The 19,433-nt window shown below is 30.6% G+C and carries 15 protein-coding genes; 3 read left to right on the top strand and 12 right to left on the bottom strand.

Annotation, left to right across the window (positions count from 1 at the left end; translation table 11 throughout):
* Positions 1-128: 128 nt before the first annotated feature.
* The 5 genes from asnB (OIU80_RS01130) to OIU80_RS01150 all read right to left on the bottom strand — a co-directional run bounded on the left by asnB (OIU80_RS01130) (position 129) and on the right by OIU80_RS01150 (position 9,335).
* Positions 129-1,745, bottom strand: a complete 1,617-nt coding sequence (gene asnB, locus OIU80_RS01130) for an asparagine synthase B (protein WP_264285275.1) — start codon at positions 1,743-1,745, stop codon at positions 129-131.
* A gap of 161 nt (positions 1,746-1,906) precedes the next feature.
* Positions 1,907-3,583, bottom strand: coding sequence for an asparagine synthase B (gene asnB, locus OIU80_RS01135; protein WP_264285276.1), 1,677 nt, complete (start codon positions 3,581-3,583; stop codon positions 1,907-1,909).
* 216 nt (positions 3,584-3,799) lie between these two features.
* The gene (locus OIU80_RS01140; protein WP_264285277.1) at positions 3,800-4,249 is read right to left on the bottom strand and encodes a hypothetical protein; all 450 of its coding nucleotides are present in this window, start codon (positions 4,247-4,249) and stop codon (positions 3,800-3,802) included.
* Positions 4,250-4,458: 209 nt separating this feature from the next.
* Entirely contained in the window at positions 4,459-6,231 is a 1,773-nt protein-coding gene (locus OIU80_RS01145) for a TonB-dependent receptor (RefSeq protein ID WP_264285278.1), read from the bottom strand.
* 89 nt (positions 6,232-6,320) lie between these two features.
* A complete protein-coding gene (locus OIU80_RS01150) occupies positions 6,321-9,335 on the bottom strand; it encodes a tetratricopeptide repeat protein (RefSeq protein WP_264285279.1) in 3,015 nt (1,004 codons plus the stop codon).
* Positions 9,336-9,572: 237 nt separating this feature from the next.
* On the opposite strand from OIU80_RS01150, the gene OIU80_RS01155 reads away from it, so the two are divergent.
* On the top strand, positions 9,573-10,256 hold the full coding sequence (locus OIU80_RS01155; protein WP_230604841.1) for a cell division ATP-binding protein FtsE: 684 nt from the start codon (positions 9,573-9,575) through the stop codon (positions 10,254-10,256).
* A gap of 12 nt (positions 10,257-10,268) precedes the next feature.
* On the opposite strand, the gene OIU80_RS01160 is transcribed toward OIU80_RS01155, so the two are convergent.
* Positions 10,269-11,102 carry a class I SAM-dependent methyltransferase gene (locus OIU80_RS01160; protein WP_264285280.1) on the bottom strand — a complete coding sequence of 278 codons (834 nt, stop codon included), beginning with the start codon at positions 11,100-11,102 and terminating at the stop codon, positions 10,269-10,271.
* Positions 11,103-11,209: 107 nt separating this feature from the next.
* Here OIU80_RS01160 and OIU80_RS01165 point away from each other — a divergent pair, with 107 nt between their 5' ends.
* Entirely contained in the window at positions 11,210-12,127 is a 918-nt protein-coding gene (locus tag OIU80_RS01165; RefSeq protein WP_264285281.1) for a glycosyltransferase family 2 protein, read from the top strand.
* Here the strand turns inward: OIU80_RS01165 and OIU80_RS01170 are convergent.
* Positions 12,088-13,179, bottom strand: coding sequence for a glycosyltransferase family 4 protein (locus OIU80_RS01170; RefSeq protein ID WP_264285282.1), 1,092 nt, complete (start codon positions 13,177-13,179; stop codon positions 12,088-12,090). The genes OIU80_RS01165 and OIU80_RS01170 overlap by 40 nt on opposite strands.
* Positions 13,176-13,568 carry a sugar 3,4-ketoisomerase gene (locus OIU80_RS01175; RefSeq protein ID WP_264285283.1) on the bottom strand — a complete coding sequence of 131 codons (393 nt, stop codon included), beginning with the start codon at positions 13,566-13,568 and terminating at the stop codon, positions 13,176-13,178. Before OIU80_RS01175 ends, OIU80_RS01170 begins: the two co-directional genes overlap by 4 nt.
* Positions 13,569-13,645: 77 nt before the next feature.
* Between OIU80_RS01175 and OIU80_RS01180 the strand changes: the two genes are divergently transcribed.
* Positions 13,646-14,551 (top strand): glycosyltransferase, encoded by a 906-nt coding sequence (locus tag OIU80_RS01180; protein ID WP_264285284.1) that lies wholly within the window; start codon positions 13,646-13,648, stop codon positions 14,549-14,551.
* Between the two features lie 180 nt (positions 14,552-14,731).
* Here the strand turns inward: OIU80_RS01180 and OIU80_RS01185 are convergent, their stop codons facing one another.
* The 4 genes from OIU80_RS01185 to OIU80_RS01200 all read right to left on the bottom strand — a co-directional run bounded on the left by OIU80_RS01185 (position 14,732) and on the right by OIU80_RS01200 (position 19,341).
* Positions 14,732-16,192 (bottom strand): lipopolysaccharide biosynthesis protein, encoded by a 1,461-nt coding sequence (locus OIU80_RS01185; RefSeq protein WP_264285285.1) that lies wholly within the window; start codon positions 16,190-16,192, stop codon positions 14,732-14,734.
* An 88-nt stretch (positions 16,193-16,280) separates the two neighbouring features.
* Positions 16,281-17,594 carry a CDP-glycerol glycerophosphotransferase family protein gene (locus OIU80_RS01190; protein ID WP_264285286.1) on the bottom strand — a complete coding sequence of 438 codons (1,314 nt, stop codon included), beginning with the start codon at positions 17,592-17,594 and terminating at the stop codon, positions 16,281-16,283.
* Positions 17,582-18,577: a hypothetical protein gene (locus tag OIU80_RS01195; RefSeq protein WP_264285287.1), complete on the bottom strand. Its 996-nt coding sequence runs from the start codon at positions 18,575-18,577 to the stop codon at positions 17,582-17,584. Before OIU80_RS01195 ends, OIU80_RS01190 begins: the two co-directional genes overlap by 13 nt.
* Before the next feature lie 251 nt (positions 18,578-18,828).
* Positions 18,829-19,341 (bottom strand): hypothetical protein, encoded by a 513-nt coding sequence (locus OIU80_RS01200; protein ID WP_264285288.1) that lies wholly within the window; start codon positions 19,339-19,341, stop codon positions 18,829-18,831.
* Positions 19,342-19,433: the final 92 nt, after the last annotated feature.

Raw genomic sequence — 19,433 nt, forward strand, 5'->3', positions numbered from 1 at the left:
AGCATAAAAAACAAAATCTATAACTATTATAAATAACAAAATTCCAAAACGAACATTTAACAATGCTGTTTTGAAATTTTACTAATTGACTTGCTTATTATTTCTAACTCAAAATATAACTCGTTTTATTAAACCACAACTCCCGATTTAGCAATTTCTATATCTGCTTTTACGTGAGCTGCATTTGCTCTACCACTTGGATCTTGGTTTTCTTGCCATTTTGGAATCCATTTCCTAACGGTTTGCGCTGCACTGACCTGTGGATAGTATTTATGAAATACCGACCTGTAAAAATAAGCTTCTTTGGTCGTTGGTGAGTTATAAGGAAACTCTGCCACCGCTCCAGCTAATTGTTCGTCTGTAACTTTTGAAGAACAATATTCAATTAATTCATCAATCCAATTGTACCCTACTCCATCTGAGAACTGCTCTTTTTGCCTCCACAATACTTCTGCTGGCAAATATGGATCTTCTGGAGTATCAAAAGCTTTTCTTAATATATATTTTTCTTTTCCTTCGTACGTTTTAGGCTGTTTTTCTTCTGGCTTAACACGAACTGCCACATCTAAGAAAGCTTTGTCTAAAAACGGAACTCTCGCTTCTAATCCGTGAGCCATTGTTGACTTATCTGCTCTTAATAAATCGGCAGTGAATAATTTCTGAACTCTTTCAATCGTTTCTTTTTGAAATTCTTCAGCTGACGGAGCATTTCTAAAATACAAATATCCTCCGAAAATCTCATCTGCTCCTTCTCCCGAAAGCACTACTTTTATTCCCATATCTGCAATTGCTTTAGACAAGAAATACATTGGCGTACTTGCTCGAATTGATGTTACATCATAAGTTTCTAGATGCCAAATCAATTTATCAAGAATCTCAATCCCCTGTTCTATCGTAAAATGTACTTCATGATGTTCTGTTCCTAAAAATGCTGCTACTTTTTTAGCCGCCTTTGCATCTGGTGCATTTTCATCTAATCCAATAGAAAACGAATGTAGCTTCTCCCCTCTTTCAGCCAATAATCTCGATGCTATTGCTGATGTTAAAGATGAATCTAATCCTCCCGAAAGCAATACCCCAATTGGCACATCACTCATTAAACGTTTACGAGTTGCTTCTGTCAAAGTCTCTCTGATTAAATCTAAATCTAAATTCTGATCTGCTTTTAAGTAGTCTTCATATTCTGGTTGATAATATTTTACAAAACCAGTTTTAGGTGTATAATAGTGCCCTGGAGGAAATGTAGAAAACGATTTACACTGATCTGCAATAGGTTTCATTTCTGACGAAAAATAGATTCTTCCTCTTTCATCCAAACCATAATACAAAGGTTTTACCCCTAAAGGGTCTCTTCCAGCAATAAAATCATCTCCATCAATCACTACAAAAGCCCAATCTCCATCAAGCATGTTACAAAAATCATAACCAAACTCTTCGTATAAATGAACAATTACTTCTGAATCTGATTTTGTTCTAAAAGTATGTCCTTTCAAAATACCATTTCGTAATTCCTGATGATTGTATATTTCGCCATTATGAACCATCCAAGCAGAAGATGTTCCTTGAATAGGTTGTTTTCCTGAATGCAAATCTATAATCGATAGACGTTCATGACTCATGATATGCCCTTTTTCCATTATATGCAAATCACTTTCATCTGGACCGCGATGTGACATTCTTTCTGAAAGTTCTTTTACAAGTTGCGGGTCTTTTCCTTTTCCAATAATGGCTAATATTCCACACATAACTATATATTTTTAATACTTTTAAAATTTTGCGATAACAAATATGGTTAAAATTTCTTTTCAACCCACTGAATCAATAGTTTTTATATTCACAAAGAAAACGTCCTCAAAATTGAGGGCGCTTTCTTTTGTATTATTCCAAACAGAAACAATTATTGTTTTTATGCTTTAGCGTAAGCATCATCATGAACACTTGCAACAGCTCTACCTGAAGGATCATTCATATTTTTAAATGCCTCGTCCCATTCTAATGCAATTTTTGTACTACAAGCCACACTTGCTTCCTGAGGCACACATAAAGCGGCAGCATCACTCGGAAAATGTTCTGCAAAAATAGAACGGTAGTAATATTCTTCTTTAGAAGTTGGTGTCTGCAAAGGGAATTTATATTTTGCATTCGCTAATTGTTCATCCGAAACTTCTTTTGCTACCACTTCTTTCAAAGTATCAATCCAGCTGTATCCTACTCCATCAGAGAACTGCTCTTTTTGTCTCCAAGCAACACTTTCTGGCAACATATCTTCAAAAGCTTTACGAACTACCCATTTTTCCATAGGATGTTCTTTATTGATCATTTTATCTTGTGGATTAATACGCATAGCTATATCCATGAATTCTTTATCTAAGAACGGTACACGCCCTTCAATTCCCCAAGCTGCTAAACTTTTGTTTGCACGTAAACAGTCGTACATATGTAATTTACCTAATTTACGAACGTTTTCTTCATGAAACTCTTTCGCATTTGGTGCTTTATGGAAGTATAAATACCCTCCAAATAACTCATCTGCACCTTCTCCAGACAATACCATTTTAATCCCCATTGACTTAATAACTCTTGCCATTAACCACATTGGAGTTGATGCTCTAACTGTAGTCACATCATACGTTTCTAGGTTATAAATTACATCGCGAACTGCATCTAAACCTTCTTGAATGGTGAATTTAATTTCGTGGTGAATTGTCCCGATATGTTTTGCTACTATTTGAGCCGCAGCTAAATCTGGCGAACCCTCTAATCCTACCGAAAAAGAGTGTAATTGCGGATACCAAGCATCTGTTGTATCATCAGACTCTATACGTTTTTGAGCATATTTTTTAGCTACAGCCGATGTTATAGAAGAATCTAAACCTCCAGAAAGCAAAACTCCATAAGGCACATCACTCATTAATTGTCTGTGAACAGCTGCTTCTAGTGCTTTTTTAATTTCAGGAATACTTGTTTGGTTATCTTTTACCGCATCATACTCCATCCAATCTCTTTTGTACCATTGAACAAATTCGCCATCTTTACTTGTCATATAATGTCCTGGAGGAAACAACTGTATTTTTGTACAATATCCTTCTAAAGCTTTCAATTCTGAAGCTACATAAAAAGTCCCATCCTGATCCCATCCAATATATAACGGAATAATTCCCATATGATCACGAGCAATAAAATACTCATCTTTTTCTACATCATATATTGCAAATCCGAAAATACCATTCATTTCATCTAAAAAATGAGGTCCTTTTTCTTTATAAAGTGCTAAGATAACTTCGCAATCACTTTCTGTTTGAAAGTTATATTTCCCTTCAAATTGTTTACGTAATTCTCTGTGGTTGTAAATTTCACCGTTTGCAGCCAAAACTAATTTCTTATCTTCTGTAAACAAAGGCTGTTTTCCTGAAGCTGGATCTACAATTGCCAAACGCTCATGCGACAAAATCGCCTTATCATTACTATAAATACCACTCCAATCTGGTCCGCGGTGACGAATGATTTTAGACATTTCTAATACTTGAGGTCTTAAGGTTTCAGCTTTTTGTTTTAGATCAAAAGCACATACTATTCCACACATAACTATATATTTTTATATTTTTATTCATTTTGATAAGGCAAATATGCAATAACAGTTACAAATACAAAACACATATAGCCATTTCAGTTATAATATGTAACTAAAAGTGATGATTTACAATAAAAACAAAACAATCAAGAAGTAAAAAACGGCATTGCAGTTATAATTTTAAATTCTTTACTTAATTTTAGTTTAAAAATGAAAGAAAAGAGCTTTTTATGAAACACTTTCGATAGTATAATGTGTTTTATTAATTTCAAATTTAAAGCCAACGGTATTACCTATTAAATGGGTTCCTAATGGAGACTGTGGCGATAATGCAATCACATTAATTCCATCGATAGTAATTTTTGGCAAAGCTACACTCAAATACAAATAAATACCATTTGCTCGAACTAAACTCCCAATAATAATAGTCGAAGAAATAAACTCAGCATCTATTCTATCCAGAATTGCTTTTTGAGCAATTGCTTCTTTTAATTTATTAGTTAGCTTTTCCTGCTCAATATGCATCATTGACAAAGCTGTTTCGTGCTTATCACCTGCTGAGCCTTTAGCATCATTTTTAGAATCTTCAGTCAATGCCAAAATCATGTCTTTAAAAACATCTATTCGATCCTGAACCATTTGTAAATAATAGGTATGTATTTTTTGTTTGAAAGTCATTTATTTTAAGGTTCTGAGTTACTGAGTCACTAAGGTTCTGAGATTTTTTTAACGCTAAATGCGTAAATATTTACGCAAAGGTCGCAAATTAATATATTTAAAAAAACTTAGCCTTACATTCAGGAATAAAATAAATTCATTCCTGAATGTAAGGCTAAAATATTTATAAAACTTTCGTAAATCTTTACGGAATTCGCGGTTAAGTCTTCTTAAAAATCAAATTTATAGTTTGCTCCAGCCATAATCTGAAAACCTTGAACTGGGTAATTCAACCATTTTTGATATGCCTGATTTGTAATATTATTTGCTTTTAAATAAAAAGTTAATCTATCGCTATATTTATATCCTACATGTGCATTTAAATCGAAATAGCTTTTTAATGTAACTGGAGTTGAATTTGTCGCTAAATTGACATTAAACTGCTCATCTTTTCTTTCGCCTACATAAAACAAATTAAACCCTGCATACCATTGCTTAGTAACATTAAAATCTAAACTTGTGCTTAATTTCATTGTTGGTAAATTCCAAGCTTCACTTTGGTGATCATTACTATAACTATTAAAAGTTCCGTTGATTCCGAAAGAAACATTCTCTGAGAAATCAGCTTTTAACTCTCCATAAAAACGCATTGTTGTCATATTATCATACACAACTTGAAATGAATTTCCGAAAGCGTAATTTTCGTTAGCTATGTCTTCCGTATAGTTATTACTCTTAAATAAAGCTTTGTTTCTTTCGTTTACATACGACCCTTGAACTTTATAACTTACATTATTAGCTAATTTTCCTTTTAGACCTGCAAAAATATCAAATTGTTTATCAGTCGGATTAATATTTAGTGTTGGAGATAAAAATGGGTTTTGATCTACAAAATCCATATAAGTATTTTGTTCTAAATTCCCTTCCGCTCCAGCATAAAAAATCATTAAATCTCCAACCACCTTGTACGAAGCAGTCACATTTGGATACACTAAAATTTTACTATTACTATTTTCATTATCTAAGCTATAGAATAATTTAGCACCTAAATTCAGTGTCCAATCATCTTGCTGCATTACAAAACTTGGCGATAATCCAAAATTTGTAAAGCCATATTTTATAGGTTGCAAATTTGTTTTCTCGTAATTATTCTCAAAACTTCCTCCTACATAATCTACAATTACATCTGTATTTATAGACTGATCCATTATTTCGACTTTAAAAGATGGCTTTATGTAAAATCTGTTTTCAGAAGATTTTAAACCATCCGAAAAATGACTGTATTTCATAGTCGCTTTGGTAAAAATCCCATCACTGAAGTCAATATTCCCACCAAGATTAATTCCGTTATATGAATGCTTTGGACTTATACTACTAATTAACATTCCGCGATCCTGTGGAGTCAAAGTTGAACCAAAATCAACTGGCAAACCATACCAATTATAAATCTGATTTTGATATCCTAAATCAATACTCCAGGACATATCTCTATTTTTCACTCCATAGATTAAATCTAATGAAGTATCATAAAACTTATCATTAAGATCTATTCCTTTTATTCCTCCTTGCGATGATTGATGCTTAAACATCCCTGCTACATAGTCATTGTTTCCTAATTCCTGCGCAACAAATAATTCGGCATTTAAATTACCGTAGTTACCAACTCCTGCGGTTGCATAATTAGTAAACAAATGCTCTTTTTTAGCTTTATCTACCCCTTGGGCATTTCCTTTTGAAGGCGTAAAAGTCGAAGCTACCGGAAAAGAAAAAATGGTGTATTTGATCGTTTCTTTAGGAGCGTTTCCTTCATCATTTAATGAAGGAATTTCTTTTACCTTAAAAGCATCTGAAATTGTAGGTAAATATGCCTTTACTACATTTACTTCTTCGGTACCAATTGTTTCTTCTTTCTTTTTTGTTTCATCTTTTTTTTGTGCCAAAGTCAACTGGGAAGTTAGCAGTAAAAGAAAAGCGATATGTTTATTTTGGAAATTGATTTTCATATTTTATTTTTTTGAGAGCAAAGGATAAAGAAAATAGACTTATCTGTGATGTCTTGACTCTATCATCTATACTCTTTTTACTGTATTTTCTACTTTGTAATCGATGAATTGGTTTTAGATTCTTCTGCTTTAATAGCACTTAATTCTTTTTCAGCTTCAGAAACGACATCTGGATAAGCTGTGAAATTCTGAATTACATTCTCTAAAATATAAGTCGCCTGATAACTATCTTTTAAACCATAGAAATTTTTTGCCATTAATACCAATCCTTTTGCTCCAAAATATTTAAATGATGAATAGTTTTTGGCTAATTTTTGCACTGCTGCATTTGAAGCATCGTACTTGTTTTCTTTATTTTTAAAATAAGCATCATAATACAATGATTCTGCTGCCAGCTCCCCTTTAGATGTTGTAGCTAATTTTGCATAAGCTGTTTTAGCCTTATCTTCATCACCAGATTTAATTGCTGCTCTTGCCACAATAATTTGTGCATCACTTTTTACATTTTCATCTGTTTTAGGATTTTGCAATACTTTTTCTGCATACACAACTGAGTTACTATAATCGTTTTTATCATAATAACATTTCATTAGGTTCGCTTGTGCAAATGTTTTATTCTGAGAAGAATCACCTTCGTTTTCTATACGAGCCAAAACAGGAATTGCTTTATCACAATCTTTAGCTTTTAAGAATATCTGAGCCAATCGCATCAAAGATTGCTCTGTATATTCACTACGAGGCTGTTCGATTACATATTGATAATTAGGAATCGATTTAGTTTCTGAGCCTTCTGTTGTATATGCTTGTGCTAATTTAAAATTCGCTTCCAGTGCATGTATTCCTTTTGGAAATTTGCTCACATAGTTACTGAAACCTATAATCGCTTGCTTGTTATTATTTTGCTCATATTGTTTTATAGCCCCTTCAAAAGTATCGTTATCCAAATCAGCATCTGTAACTGCTACGAAATCCAACGTACGTACCCAAGTTGCATATTCATCTACTTTTCCGCTATCAACATAAATTAATCTCGCTGTAGAAACTGCTTCAAGAGCCTCTGGTGTTCTAGGGAAATCGGCTGCTACTTTTTTAAATTTTGTCAAAGCCAATTGATCTCTATCTGAGTTATAATAAATTAATCCTTCACGTAAAATAGACTTTGCTGTGAAAGCTCCGTTTTTGAACTCAGCAACCAATTGATCATACATTTTAATTGCCAATTCTTGTTTTTCCACTGCAGCGTATGTATTTGCTAACTCAAACATGGCGTCATCACGATATTCTGATTTTTTATACATCTGAAGAAACCCATTAAGCTCTTCGATTTTTTTGTCATTTTTATTCATAAAACCATAACAAATGGCTTTCTGAAAATAAGCATAATCAGCATCAACTCCTTTAAAACTCATAACTTTAGTATAAGCTTCCATTGCCAATGCATACTTAGATGTTACAAATCGACAATCGGCTAATCTTAAATATGAATCATGCAATCTTGAAGTATCCTCTTTTGAATTATCAATTTGAGCCTGAAATGAATTACCTGCATTCTCATATTCCTTTAACTTAAAATAGGTGTAAGCAATATTGTAATTAACATTTTTAAACTCTGGAGTTGCTTTGGCAGCAGCCAAACCTGCAAATTGTTTGTAACTGATTAAAGCATTTTTAAAATCATCAGTAAGATACTCTGTTTCTCCTTTCCAGAAAGTAGCACGAGCCGTAAACTCAGGACTTTTTTGTTCGTTAAGAGATTTCACAAACATCTTAGAAGCTTCTTGATAATTATTATCATTATACAATTCTAAACCTCTGTAAAAAAGCACTTTTTGATAAGCTAATCTATTCTCTGGAGATTTGTTTTTTTCTAATAAACTTAAAGCTTCACTGTAGTTTTTAGACGAAATATAAGAATCTATCAATAACTTCTCTACTTCTGATTTACTGGAATTATTTGGGTATTTCTTTAAGAAATCAAGTAATACTACTGGTACATTTTGGTATGAATTCCCTATTTCATAACTCAGCTTTGCATAATTTAAACTTGCATCTTCCTGGATTGCCTTATCATAATCCATTTCAGCAGCATTCTTAAATGCATTTAAGGCTTGTTGTTTTTTATCAGTATTTAAATAACTCTGTCCTAAATGATAATAGGCATTTTGCGCCACAAAATCTTTTCCTTCAATAATCTTATTAAATTGTGAAATAGCATTTTCATACTCTTTTTGCTGATAATAAGCATATCCTAATTGATAGAAATCTGTGTTATTCCATTTCCCTTTTTTACCTTTATATTGTACTAAAAATGGAATTGCCTTGTCATATACTTTTAAATTAAAATAGCTCTCTCCGATAATCTTATTCAATTCTGACTTTTCGATTTCATTTGATTTTGGCATTGCTTTTTGTCCTAAATCAATTGCTTTTTGGAAATTCCCTAATTTAAAATTCATGTCAGCCTGATAATACGAAAGCTTCTCTTTGTATTTTTCTTCACCTGAAACCTCATCAAAATATTTGGTTGCTTCTTTATAATCATCTCCTTCATAAGCCATAAATCCTAAATAATACTTGGCTTGAGAACCATATTCAGGAGAATTTACGACCTTATTAAAATAAGTTGTCGCTTCTTTTTTCTTTTTAGAATTAAAGTAACTGTATCCTTTCTGGAAGTTAAATTTATCTAAATCACTCTTGCTCATATAGTTTTCATCTACACGATCAAACCACTGCAATGCTTTGGGATAGTTTGCCTGATCAAAAAAATAATGCGCTACTTCTATATATGCTTGATTTTGTTTGGTGCTTATTGGATAATCCTCAACAAAACGCTCCATAAGCTCATCAGCATTTGGCTGATTGGTTCTTATAGCGCAATTAGCAATATAATAAGTACAGTCGGCCTTTACTTCTTCTCTCGTATCTTTTTCTTTTACTTTTTCGAAAATAATCTGAGCCGATGCATATTGTTTATCGTTATATAAAGAAACTGCTTTGTCAAAATCCCTTAAATCATAGGTATAAATCGCCGACTTTTGTGCCGAAACCTTAATCGATAAAAGAAAAACTAGTATAAAAATTAACCGTGAAAGTTTGTGCATTGTGATTTTAATTTAATTTTCAAATGTATCATTTTCTACTGGGTATAACGAAATGCTTTTGGTATTTATTATAAATAAAAATACAACTATCATGATTTAACACACATAAAAAAACCAACAACCACACACTTATAGTATTAAATAATGACATATAAGTGACTATTTCTTTAAATGAGGGAATTTTATTTTGAATACAGCTGTTAACTTATTACTTTTACCATTCAAATCAATTTTATCATGTCACAAACCGTACTGTCTCTTAAAGATGTAGCTATTTATCAAGAAGGAAAAAATATTTTATCTCATGTAAATTTAGAAGTAAAACATGGCGAGTTTATTTATATCATCGGAAAAACAGGTTCTGGAAAAAGTAGTTTCATGAAAACTTTATATGGCGACTTACCATTAACAGAAGGTGAAGGTCATATTGTTGATTTTGATTTGGCTACTCTAAAAGAAAATGATATTCCTTATTTGAGACGTAAAATCGGAATTGTGTTTCAAGATTTTAAATTACTTCCGGACAGAACTGTACAAGACAATATGCTTTTTGTACTTAAAGCAACGGGATGGGTTGATAAAGAAGGAATGGAACGTAAAATCGATGAAGTTCTTGATAAAGTTGGCATGAAAGAATTTACTCAAAAAATGCCTCATCAACTTTCTGGGGGAGAGCAACAACGTGTTGCAATTGCAAGAGCTCTACTAAACGATCCTGAATTTATCCTTGCTGATGAACCTACTGGAAACTTAGATCCTCAGACAAGCTCTGAAGTTCTTGAAGTTTTAAGAAGTATCAATGCACTTGGAAAAACTATTATCATGGCAACACACGATTATGCATTATTGATGAAATTCCCTTCAAAAACATTAAAATGTGAAGATGCTAGAATTTTTGAAGTAGTTCAGAGAACAGTGTAATATACTTTTAAATTATTTTTCAAAAACTAAAATATCTTGAAAATCTAATAGAGACTTATCTCCTCTTTTGGACCAAGTTCCGTATATTTTATTTTCAATTTTTAATTTACTTAGCTCTGCCATTTTATATAAATACTCTTCGTTAAAAGCGATATTCGCTGATGGCACTTTTTCATTCATCAATCTATACCCTTCGTTTTTATATGGAAAAATATAAGTTCCGTTATTGTTTGAGATTATACTCTCATTAATTTCATCATAAACAAAAAATGTAGCTAAACATCTTCCACCAGGCTTTAATACTCTATAAATTTCATTAAGATAATTTTGAACCTCTAATGGCTGCATATGGGTGAAAACTGAAAATAAAAATACAATATCAAAAGAGTTATCCGGATAAGGATACGTGAAATTTTCAGCTTTTTGATTTGTTAAACTATACAAATCGTTGTTTAAAGGGATATGCTGAAAACTGAAATTAGGAAAGTTGATCGTTATATTATTTTTACACCAATTAATGCCTTTCTTAACCAAATCAAATCCCTCGTATCTACTATCATCTAATAAATAGTTAGTAAGTGGAACAGCTACTCTACCAATACCGCAACCAACGTCAAGAACAGAATGATTTGGTTTTAGCTTTGCATATTCTGTTAAAAGCTTAAGATGATGTTTCCCTTGCTCTACAAAGTCTCCTGAACCTATAAAAATGTCTCCTTTATTTGGAACCATTTTATTTTTACGTCCACTTAATGAATTAAACAGATCAAAAGGTGAGTAATATATTTTTCGTGCAACAAGTCTTGATTTTGGGGAAATAAAATAATAAACAGATCTTAAATTCATTTTCAGTGTTTTACTTTTATACAAACTTGATATCATTTTTATTAACAAGGAGATTTTTTTAATAAAAAGTATTTTCTTTACAAATATATTTTAAAAAACGACAATTAATGCTTTCTATTCTTATTCCAGTATATAATTACAATATTTGTCCTCTTGTCAATGAGTTACATAGGCAATGTTTAAAATCTGAAATTGAGTTTGAGATTATTTGTCAGGATGACGGATCTAATCAATACTTAATTAAAAATACCGAAATAAACCAATTAAAGAATACTTCTTATACTGTTTTGAAACATAACATAGGACGTAGTGCTATTCGAAATTTATTAGCTCAAAAAGCTCATTTTGAAAACCTTCTTTTTCTAGATGCTGATACATTACCAATTCATTCCAATTTTATCTCTAATTATATTCTTCAAGTAAATAACGAAGAAAAAGTAGTTTACGGTGGAATTCAATATCAAAAAGAGAGCCCCATAGAATCTGAAATCCTAAGATGGGTTTATGGAAAATCTAGAGAAGCATTAGTAGTTGAGAAAAGACAAGAAAATCCATATCTTTCTTTATTGACATTAAACTTTTTGATCACAAAATCAATCTTTAAGAAAGTATGTTTTAATGAAAAAATTCCAAATTTACGACATGAAGATACTTTGTTTTCTTTCGAGTTAAAACAAAACAGCATACAAATAATCCATATTGATAATCCAGTTTATCACCTAGGAATAGAAAGTAGTGAAGCTTTCTTAAAAAAATCGGAAGAATCTGTAAGTGGATTAAAATATCTAGTCGACAAAAAGCTTATCGACGTAGAATATGTCAAGCTTTCGCATTATTATAAAATAATAGATAAATATAAACTTTCTGTATTTTATGGAAATTTATTTTTATTTTTTAAATCATCATTAAAGAAAAACTTATTGAGTGATAGCCCCTCACTTTTTATCTTTGATTTATATCGGTTGGGTTTTTACCAAATTATAAATCAAGACCTAACAACTGAATCAAGTAAAACCTTCCATTGATTCATAATAGTGTCTAAATCATACTTCTCTATACTCTTTATTGCTTTTTTACCCATTTTTATCCTTAAATTCTTATCTTCTATTAAAAGACATAATTTATCAACAAAAGAATCTTTATTTCCATCTTCTATAAGGAATCCGTTTTCATTATTTTGTATAATTGCTCTTGGCCCAACAGGACAATCGTAAGCTATACTAGGCAAACCACAAGCCATAGCTTCAATTAGAACCATTGGCAATGCTTCATTCCTAGAGGTCATTACTAAAATTGATGCTTCATTATATTTTTGTTGTATACTTTTAACTGGATTAAGGAAAACTACATTTTTTTCAATCTTCAATTTTTTTGCTAAGTTTTGTAATGCTAAATCCTCATTTTGTTTTCCATAAATTTCCAATATCCAATCAGGGTGTTTTTGCATAACTATTTCCCATATTTCCAATAATCTATCAATTCCTTTTTCATATGAGTGCCTTGCGACCGCAATAACCTTTTTTGCGTTTAAATCTGAAAAAAGATTTATTCCAACCCATAACGGATTAGAAATTACAACACTATTTTTAACAGACCACTCATTCAGACTTTCATCTGATAACGCCACAAAATACAAAAAATGAGAAGCACAATAATTCCTATATCTATATTTGAATTTATTACTAAGTCCAAAAAAATGAGACTTTCTATATTCATTAAATCTAGAGCCGTGTACCTCAAAGACGATAGGAACTTTTGTGTTTACTAGTAATGGAATGGAAAATGATTTTAATGCAAAATCACAAACAATAATACAATCAGGTTGTATTATTCTGATATACTTCTGCAGCTCAACTTTATATCGAAGCAAATTGGAAACTTTATTGCTTTTCAATAGAATGTCATAAAATTTAATTTGATGATTGAATTCAAAAAAAAGCTTTTCATTTCCTTTATTCTGAGTGATAATATAAACCTCATAATTAAATTTCTCAATTAAATAATTGGTTTTTACAGCAAGTACTCTTTGCACTCCTCCTTCCTCATTTGCCCTTTGTGTTATATATAGTAATTTCATTTTTTTGATTTCAAAAATTCATTGTAATTCCGTAAATAATCATTCTCATCATAAACTTCAGAAGCTAAGACAAGGCAAACTGCACCTGATGAAAAATTTTCGAGTTCACGCCATATATTATTTTCAATCAACAAACCTATATCAGGCTTATTTAAAGTGACTTTTTTTTCAGTTTTACCATCTTTTAAAACAACATCAAAACTTCCTGAAATTGCGATTAAAACTTGTTGTAGTTTTTTATGAGAATGTCCCCCTCTTATAGAAGAACTTGGAATATCATATAAATAATAGACTCTTTTGATTTCAAAACGAATAGTTTCATTTTCTATAACCGCAATGTTACCTAAGATGTTTTCAATTTTTGGAAAATTAATCATAACTACATTCATAAAATTTATTTTTTGTTAGTCACTACCATTATTGATTTCTTATTTTCGTATCAAATATATAACTCTTTAAAAACAAAATGCAAAATAAATCATTAGTAACAATTATTTGCCTATGCTACAATCATGAAAAATTTATCATGGAGAGTTTATTCTCTGTTATCTACCAAGATTATCCATTCATTGAATTGATAATTGTAGATGATTGTAGTACTGATAATTCTAAAGATATAATTAACGAATGGCTTTTGGATTATCCTAAAGCTCAATTCATTATTAATAAAACTAATTTAGGAAACACTAAATCTTTTAATAAAGCACTAAAACTAGCCAAAGGAGAATATATTATTGATTTGGCTGCTGACGATGTTTTAGTTTCAAACTGTATTTCGTTGCAAATAAAAACCTTTCGAGAAAGTTCTTTTAAAAATCTTGGAATTGTTTATGGGAATGCAGAATTGATTACAGAAAAAAGCGAATTTGATTCATACTACTTCCCTACTGATGATACTGGAAAAATTATCAAAAAAAAACACACTGGTGATATTTATTTATACATTCTTTCTGACGGAAAAAGTATTTGTTCCGTTTCTGCAATGACTAAAAAATCAGTTTACGATTCATTAAAAGGTTACGATGAAACACTTGCTTATGAAGATTTAGATTTTTGGATACGCTCAGCACGTTTGTATGAATTTGATTTTATAGATGACGTTTTAATTAAAAAAAGAATTTCCGATAATTCATTAACTACTAACTTTTATGACAGTCGAAAATCAAGATTCAAAAAAATGAACTTATCTACTTATTTAATTCTAAAAAAAGCCATCCGATTAAATCGAAACAAAAAAGAAGATCTTGCTATTCAAAAAAGAGTACATCATGAAATAGTTCACACTTTTAAATTCAAAGATTATAAATCATTTTACAAAAATATAGGCTTAAGATTCTGGCTGTTTCTGAGAACAAATTTTAAAAAATACTAACTTTTATCACAACCATAAATACTAAAAATTAACTAATTAAACACTACAACTTAATGTAGAGAGTTTTCGTGTGCTATTCCAAATGTCGATTATTTATTAAATGAATTATCATATTTAATTGAAAATCCAAATGGAATAATAGCATCTTGAAGACAAAAAAATATGTTTTATATTCAAAAATTAATTCTTTACAACACCATCTTTCTTAAACTTTAAAAGCAACTTTTTAAGTTCTACTAACTCATCTAATTTTAGCAACCAACAAATAAATAAATAAGTTACTGTCCCAAATAGAACTCCAAAGAATAACTGTAAAATTAAATTTTTTACAAAACTAGACATTACAAATACGACAAAAGCCATTCCTACAGTAGCCATAAAAACGGGGAACATGTCTTTCAACTGATTAATTACTCCATAACCATAAAACTTACCCGGCAAATATGCATTTATGATAAATGCCACAGTTGATGTAACAACATGACCAATAATAATTGATTTTACACCTAATGGAATTGTAATTATCATTGCTATGATGGTCAAAGGCAATTTAGACAGATCAACTTTCAAAAATAAATCTGATCGACCAATTGCATTTAATAAATTCATATTAATTGCACTCATAGGAAAAAAAACACGAGCAAAAACCATCCATTGTAAAAGTGGAATTAGAGAAACCCATTTCTCTGTAAATAATAATATAACGATAGGTTTTGCCAGCAAAGCAATCAGAGTCATTAAAGGAATAATAAAAAAAGCTGACATTCGGATCATACGACTGTAAACAGAAACTAGTTTTTCTTTATCATTTTGTAAAGATGCAAGAACCGGAAAAGTGGCTTGTTGTAAGATGCTGGCTATAGTTCCTGATGATAAATCTGCCAAATTCTTTGCTCTTGTATAATAGCCTAGTGAAGCAATTGGATAAAACTTACCTAAACAAATGTTATATATATTATTAAGAACTTGGGCATACAAACCAGCTATTAATAATTTTGATCCATAACCAAATAAAGATTTAAATGCCGTTTTTGAAAAAGTAACAGAAGGCACCCAATTACCTAAAAACCAAAAAGATAAAGATGAGCTAAAAGCCCCAATAAGCATTTGAATAACTAATGACCAAACTCCATATCCATTCATTGCAGCCACTACTCCACACAATCCGCCAGTAATCATTCCAATAACATTACTTTTTGCAATGGATTTGAAATCAATCTCAATTGTCAGTTTAGTTCGTTGAACTATTGCAAAAGCATTTAAAAACAAAACCAAACCTAAGATTCTTATCAAATCAATTAATTGAGGTTGCTTAAAAAAAGAAGATATAAAAGGTGCTGATAAAAATAATACCAAATAAAAAAAACTACTTATAACTAAATTAAATACAAATAGGGTCGAAAAATCAACTTTAGATCTATTTTGACGTTGAATTAAAGCTACTCCTAATCCGCTTTCGATAAAAGTCTGTGATAGCGCTATAAAAATAGTTAGCATCCCTATTAAACCAAAATCTTCAGGCAATAAAATGCGTGCAAGTATTATACCTACAACAAATTGACCGAACTGAGCAGCAAATTTATCTACAGCTGACCAAATAATTCCTGTAGTAGCCATTGACTTTAAAGAGATCTTGTGCATTTATTAAGTATTTAATTTGTTTAATAAAAATATCATTTTACTCATTGCTAATGATAAGTAAAATCCTAAACTTAAAAACAATCAAAAATCATTTAAAGATTTGATTCTCTAAATACTCCAAAATATTTTGGGAGGCAGTCTGTTTGTTTTCTGTAATCAGATTATTTTGCACAAAATTATTACGCTGCTCTTTCATACAATCGTTTTCATTCAGCACAACATTTTCAATAAAATCTATAACTTGCTCTTTGTTTCTAGATTGATAATGTGCTCCGATTGCTTTTTCTCCAAAAGTATTCCAATAGTCCATAACGGATTCATCTCTGATCATAAAGAGTGATGGCTTACCCGTAATAAGGTATTCTGCCATAAAAGAACCACTGTCGTGAATAAGTGCATCTGAGGTTAAAAAAAGATCGATGTAATAACCATCTCCAAACTGGCCATTTTCAAGATTTATCCATTTATTGAAGTAGCGATCGGTTTTTTCTTTACCCCAATTTGAGTCGTTTTCTAATTTAACCCTTAGTAAAGGATGTGGATTGAATGCAATTTGTAATTTATCTTTATAATTAATGGCTAATTCTAAAAAGAAATCATAATACTCTAAAAAATTAGACACTTTGTTTAATTCGTTCATTAAATGATGTGGCGACCAAATAACTTTTTTTAAAATTGAGGTTTTATTTTTCCAAACGTCCTTGGTTTTTTTATTAATTAAAAGCGGATCAAATGCTGGATAACCTGTTACGATTCTATTTATTCCTTTATTTCTTTGCTTTTTGGATGCCATTTTTTGATGGATCTCTGTTTCCGAAAAAATTTTCCAAACCAAGTTGTGAAAATCTAAATTATAGGTAAACTCATAATTAACCGTTGGGATACTATAAGGCACATAACAAGTTAAAGTATTTGGAAACATCTTTATATTATATCTATAATCTACTAAACCATCATACGGATTGGTAAAAAAAATAATATCAGGCGAAAATACCTTTTTTACATCTAAGTATTCCCCTATAGTACTATCAAAGGTTTTAATAACATCATATCCTTTCTTTTTAAATGCTTCAAAAGATTTATTCATTTCGAAAACCATGTTTCCCTCACCAAAATTTACAACAGGACAAACAAATAGTAGAGGTTCAAATCTCGGATGCTGCAACATTAAATCAAATAACACATCGTATTTCCAAACAGATTCATGAATTAAAAAGAAAGCAACTTTAATCTTTTCTTTTTTTCTAACAGCTTCTAGTGCTTTTCTATGCCTATGAGGTGCTTCTTTAATTAAATACCAATTGTATAAATCCCTTAAATTTGTCAAATTATAAATCTTAATAAAAGAAATCCATATTTTTTCAGGCATGTATCTCTTAATAAGATATTTTAATTTTGACATTTTTTATCTAATAAAATTTTCATCTGTGCTTTTAGTTCCTGAATATCTTTATTCAATTGTTCATTCTCTTTATTTTGCTGAATTAAATAAAGGGTCAGTTCTTCTATTTTTTCTTGTTGAATTTTTGCCATTTCCCCAAGCTCTAAACCTTTTTCTGTAATTTCTTTAGCAGAAGGAACATTGGGCAAATGACCATTTTCAGCTATATATTTTTCAACTTCTTTTAAATTAAGTAATTTATAGTCTTTTCTAAAAACATAATCTGCCCAAGTATTATAAACTTTTACTTCCTCGGCTCTTATTTTTCCTTTTACTGAGAGCCTATAGGTATCAGCTCCATCTACAAAATTTGAAGTTCCGATGCCTAAATTTGTATCAACATATACAGCTCCTTCAAATTTTGAAGCGCCATTTTTCACCATAAGTCTATAAGGTACTGGCCAAGTTTGCATACCTCCAATTGTAAAGTAGGAATCTGGTTTATTCAAGGTTAAGATTCCAGCTTCATCATTTTCATATAGTTCTAAAACAAGTTTTTGATTCCTATCACTAAGTTTGAATGAACTATCTCCATTGGCTTTTGCACTATGTCTCAATCTATTAGCATCATTTCTATCTTCAATTGCTAGCATAGTTTGGGCATAAGGCAAAATATTAGAAGGAGGTACATCATAAAAAGTTAATAATCTAGCACCATTTGTTGATGTAGAATTTTCTCTTAAAGTTCCAATATTCAACAATCTACTTTTATCAAAAGAATCTCCATTATCTAAAAAAGTATAAGTAGTATTGATAGCTGGAAATCCTGCTATTTCAAGTTTAGATTTCGGATTATCAACACCAATACCTAAATTTACATTAGAAGTTGGTGAGTTTGGTAAGATACTTCCTGCACCACCTGCACCTGTACTAATCTGTGCATTTGTAGTAATAGTACTTAATATAAAAATTCCAAAAAATAAAAGAGTAAAGGATGGTTTCATGTATTGTGTTTTTAGCAGATTAGTTCTTGTAAAAATATCAAATAAAACCAAATGAAAAGAAATTGATTTTAAGAATTATTTAACTAAACAAAACACCTTCAAAAATAAATGCAAAGCCTTGGTAAATAAAACCATTACAAAACTTCTGCCATTATAATTCTTTCCATTCTAAAACATCCGCTCTATCTTCAAAGAAACTGACAACTTCAATAATTATTACACTATAACGACTCAGTAAAAGAATAATAGCCCTAAAATTCAATTCGTAAACCTATTTGATTTGTACTTGCTAATAAAGTTGCTTTGGGAGCAGGACTATAATTTTCTACCAACCCTTCATTGTATTTTGCAAGAGCCGATTTGATCTTTTTAGGATACCCTATTTTGATAGGGATAGAAGCAACAATTAATGCCCCACCAATGATAGCCACAGTCATATTTGTTCGTTCAGATTTTACTGAAGGGTAATATCCATTTCCAGGATAAGATGTAGTACTATTATCTGTATTCATACCGATAATTAAGTTCGTTGCCACAAGACCTATTCCCCCATAAAAAAGAACATTTCCCCATGTTTTTTTGCTTCTCCCTGCATTATAAAGGCTTAGTGCTTCACTATTATTGGCTAAAAGTTGTCGAACTTCATCGGATGATAATCTTTTGTTTTCTGCATTATAAACCGTTCCTCCACTTTTATAAGTAAGCTGTTGCGAAAAGGCTGTTAATGATAATGTTAAAAATAAGCAGGTAACAATTTGTTTCATGAGTTTTTTGTTTTTACAGTTATATATCTTTAATTATTTTTTAGTGTAACAATATTCTAAATATTAGTAACATTAAGTATGGACAGAATAGT

Source organism: Flavobacterium frigoritolerans (genome assembly GCF_025847275.1).
GTDB classification, from domain to species: Bacteria; Bacteroidota; Bacteroidia; order Flavobacteriales; family Flavobacteriaceae; genus Flavobacterium; species Flavobacterium frigoritolerans.

Excerpts from the sequence above, each read along its gene's own strand:
- OIU80_RS01200 (WP_264285288.1), bottom strand. The coding sequence starts at position 19,341 with ATGAAACAAATTGTTACCTGCTTATTTTTAACATTATCATTAACAGCC.
- asnB (WP_264285275.1), bottom strand. The coding sequence starts at position 1,745 with ATGTGTGGAATATTAGCCATTATTGGAAAAGGAAAAGACCCGCAACTT.
- OIU80_RS01190 (WP_264285286.1), bottom strand. The coding sequence starts at position 17,594 with ATGTCAAAATTAAAATATCTTATTAAGAGATACATGCCTGAAAAAATA.
- OIU80_RS01160 (WP_264285280.1), bottom strand. The coding sequence starts at position 11,102 with ATGAATTTAAGATCTGTTTATTATTTTATTTCCCCAAAATCAAGACTT.
- OIU80_RS01180 (WP_264285284.1), top strand. The coding sequence starts at position 13,646 with ATGCAAAATAAATCATTAGTAACAATTATTTGCCTATGCTACAATCAT.
- asnB (WP_264285276.1), bottom strand. The coding sequence starts at position 3,583 with ATGTGTGGAATAGTATGTGCTTTTGATCTAAAACAAAAAGCTGAAACC.
- OIU80_RS01140 (WP_264285277.1), bottom strand. The coding sequence starts at position 4,249 with ATGACTTTCAAACAAAAAATACATACCTATTATTTACAAATGGTTCAG.
- OIU80_RS01150 (WP_264285279.1), bottom strand. The coding sequence starts at position 9,335 with ATGCACAAACTTTCACGGTTAATTTTTATACTAGTTTTTCTTTTATCG.
- OIU80_RS01175 (WP_264285283.1), bottom strand. The coding sequence starts at position 13,568 with ATGAATGTAGTTATGATTAATTTTCCAAAAATTGAAAACATCTTAGGT.
- OIU80_RS01195 (WP_264285287.1), bottom strand. The coding sequence starts at position 18,577 with ATGAAACCATCCTTTACTCTTTTATTTTTTGGAATTTTTATATTAAGT.
- OIU80_RS01155 (WP_230604841.1), top strand. The coding sequence starts at position 9,573 with ATGTCACAAACCGTACTGTCTCTTAAAGATGTAGCTATTTATCAAGAA.
- OIU80_RS01145 (WP_264285278.1), bottom strand. The coding sequence starts at position 6,231 with ATGAAAATCAATTTCCAAAATAAACATATCGCTTTTCTTTTACTGCTA.
- OIU80_RS01165 (WP_264285281.1), top strand. The coding sequence starts at position 11,210 with ATGCTTTCTATTCTTATTCCAGTATATAATTACAATATTTGTCCTCTT.
- OIU80_RS01170 (WP_264285282.1), bottom strand. The coding sequence starts at position 13,179 with ATGAAATTACTATATATAACACAAAGGGCAAATGAGGAAGGAGGAGTG.
- OIU80_RS01185 (WP_264285285.1), bottom strand. The coding sequence starts at position 16,192 with ATGCACAAGATCTCTTTAAAGTCAATGGCTACTACAGGAATTATTTGG.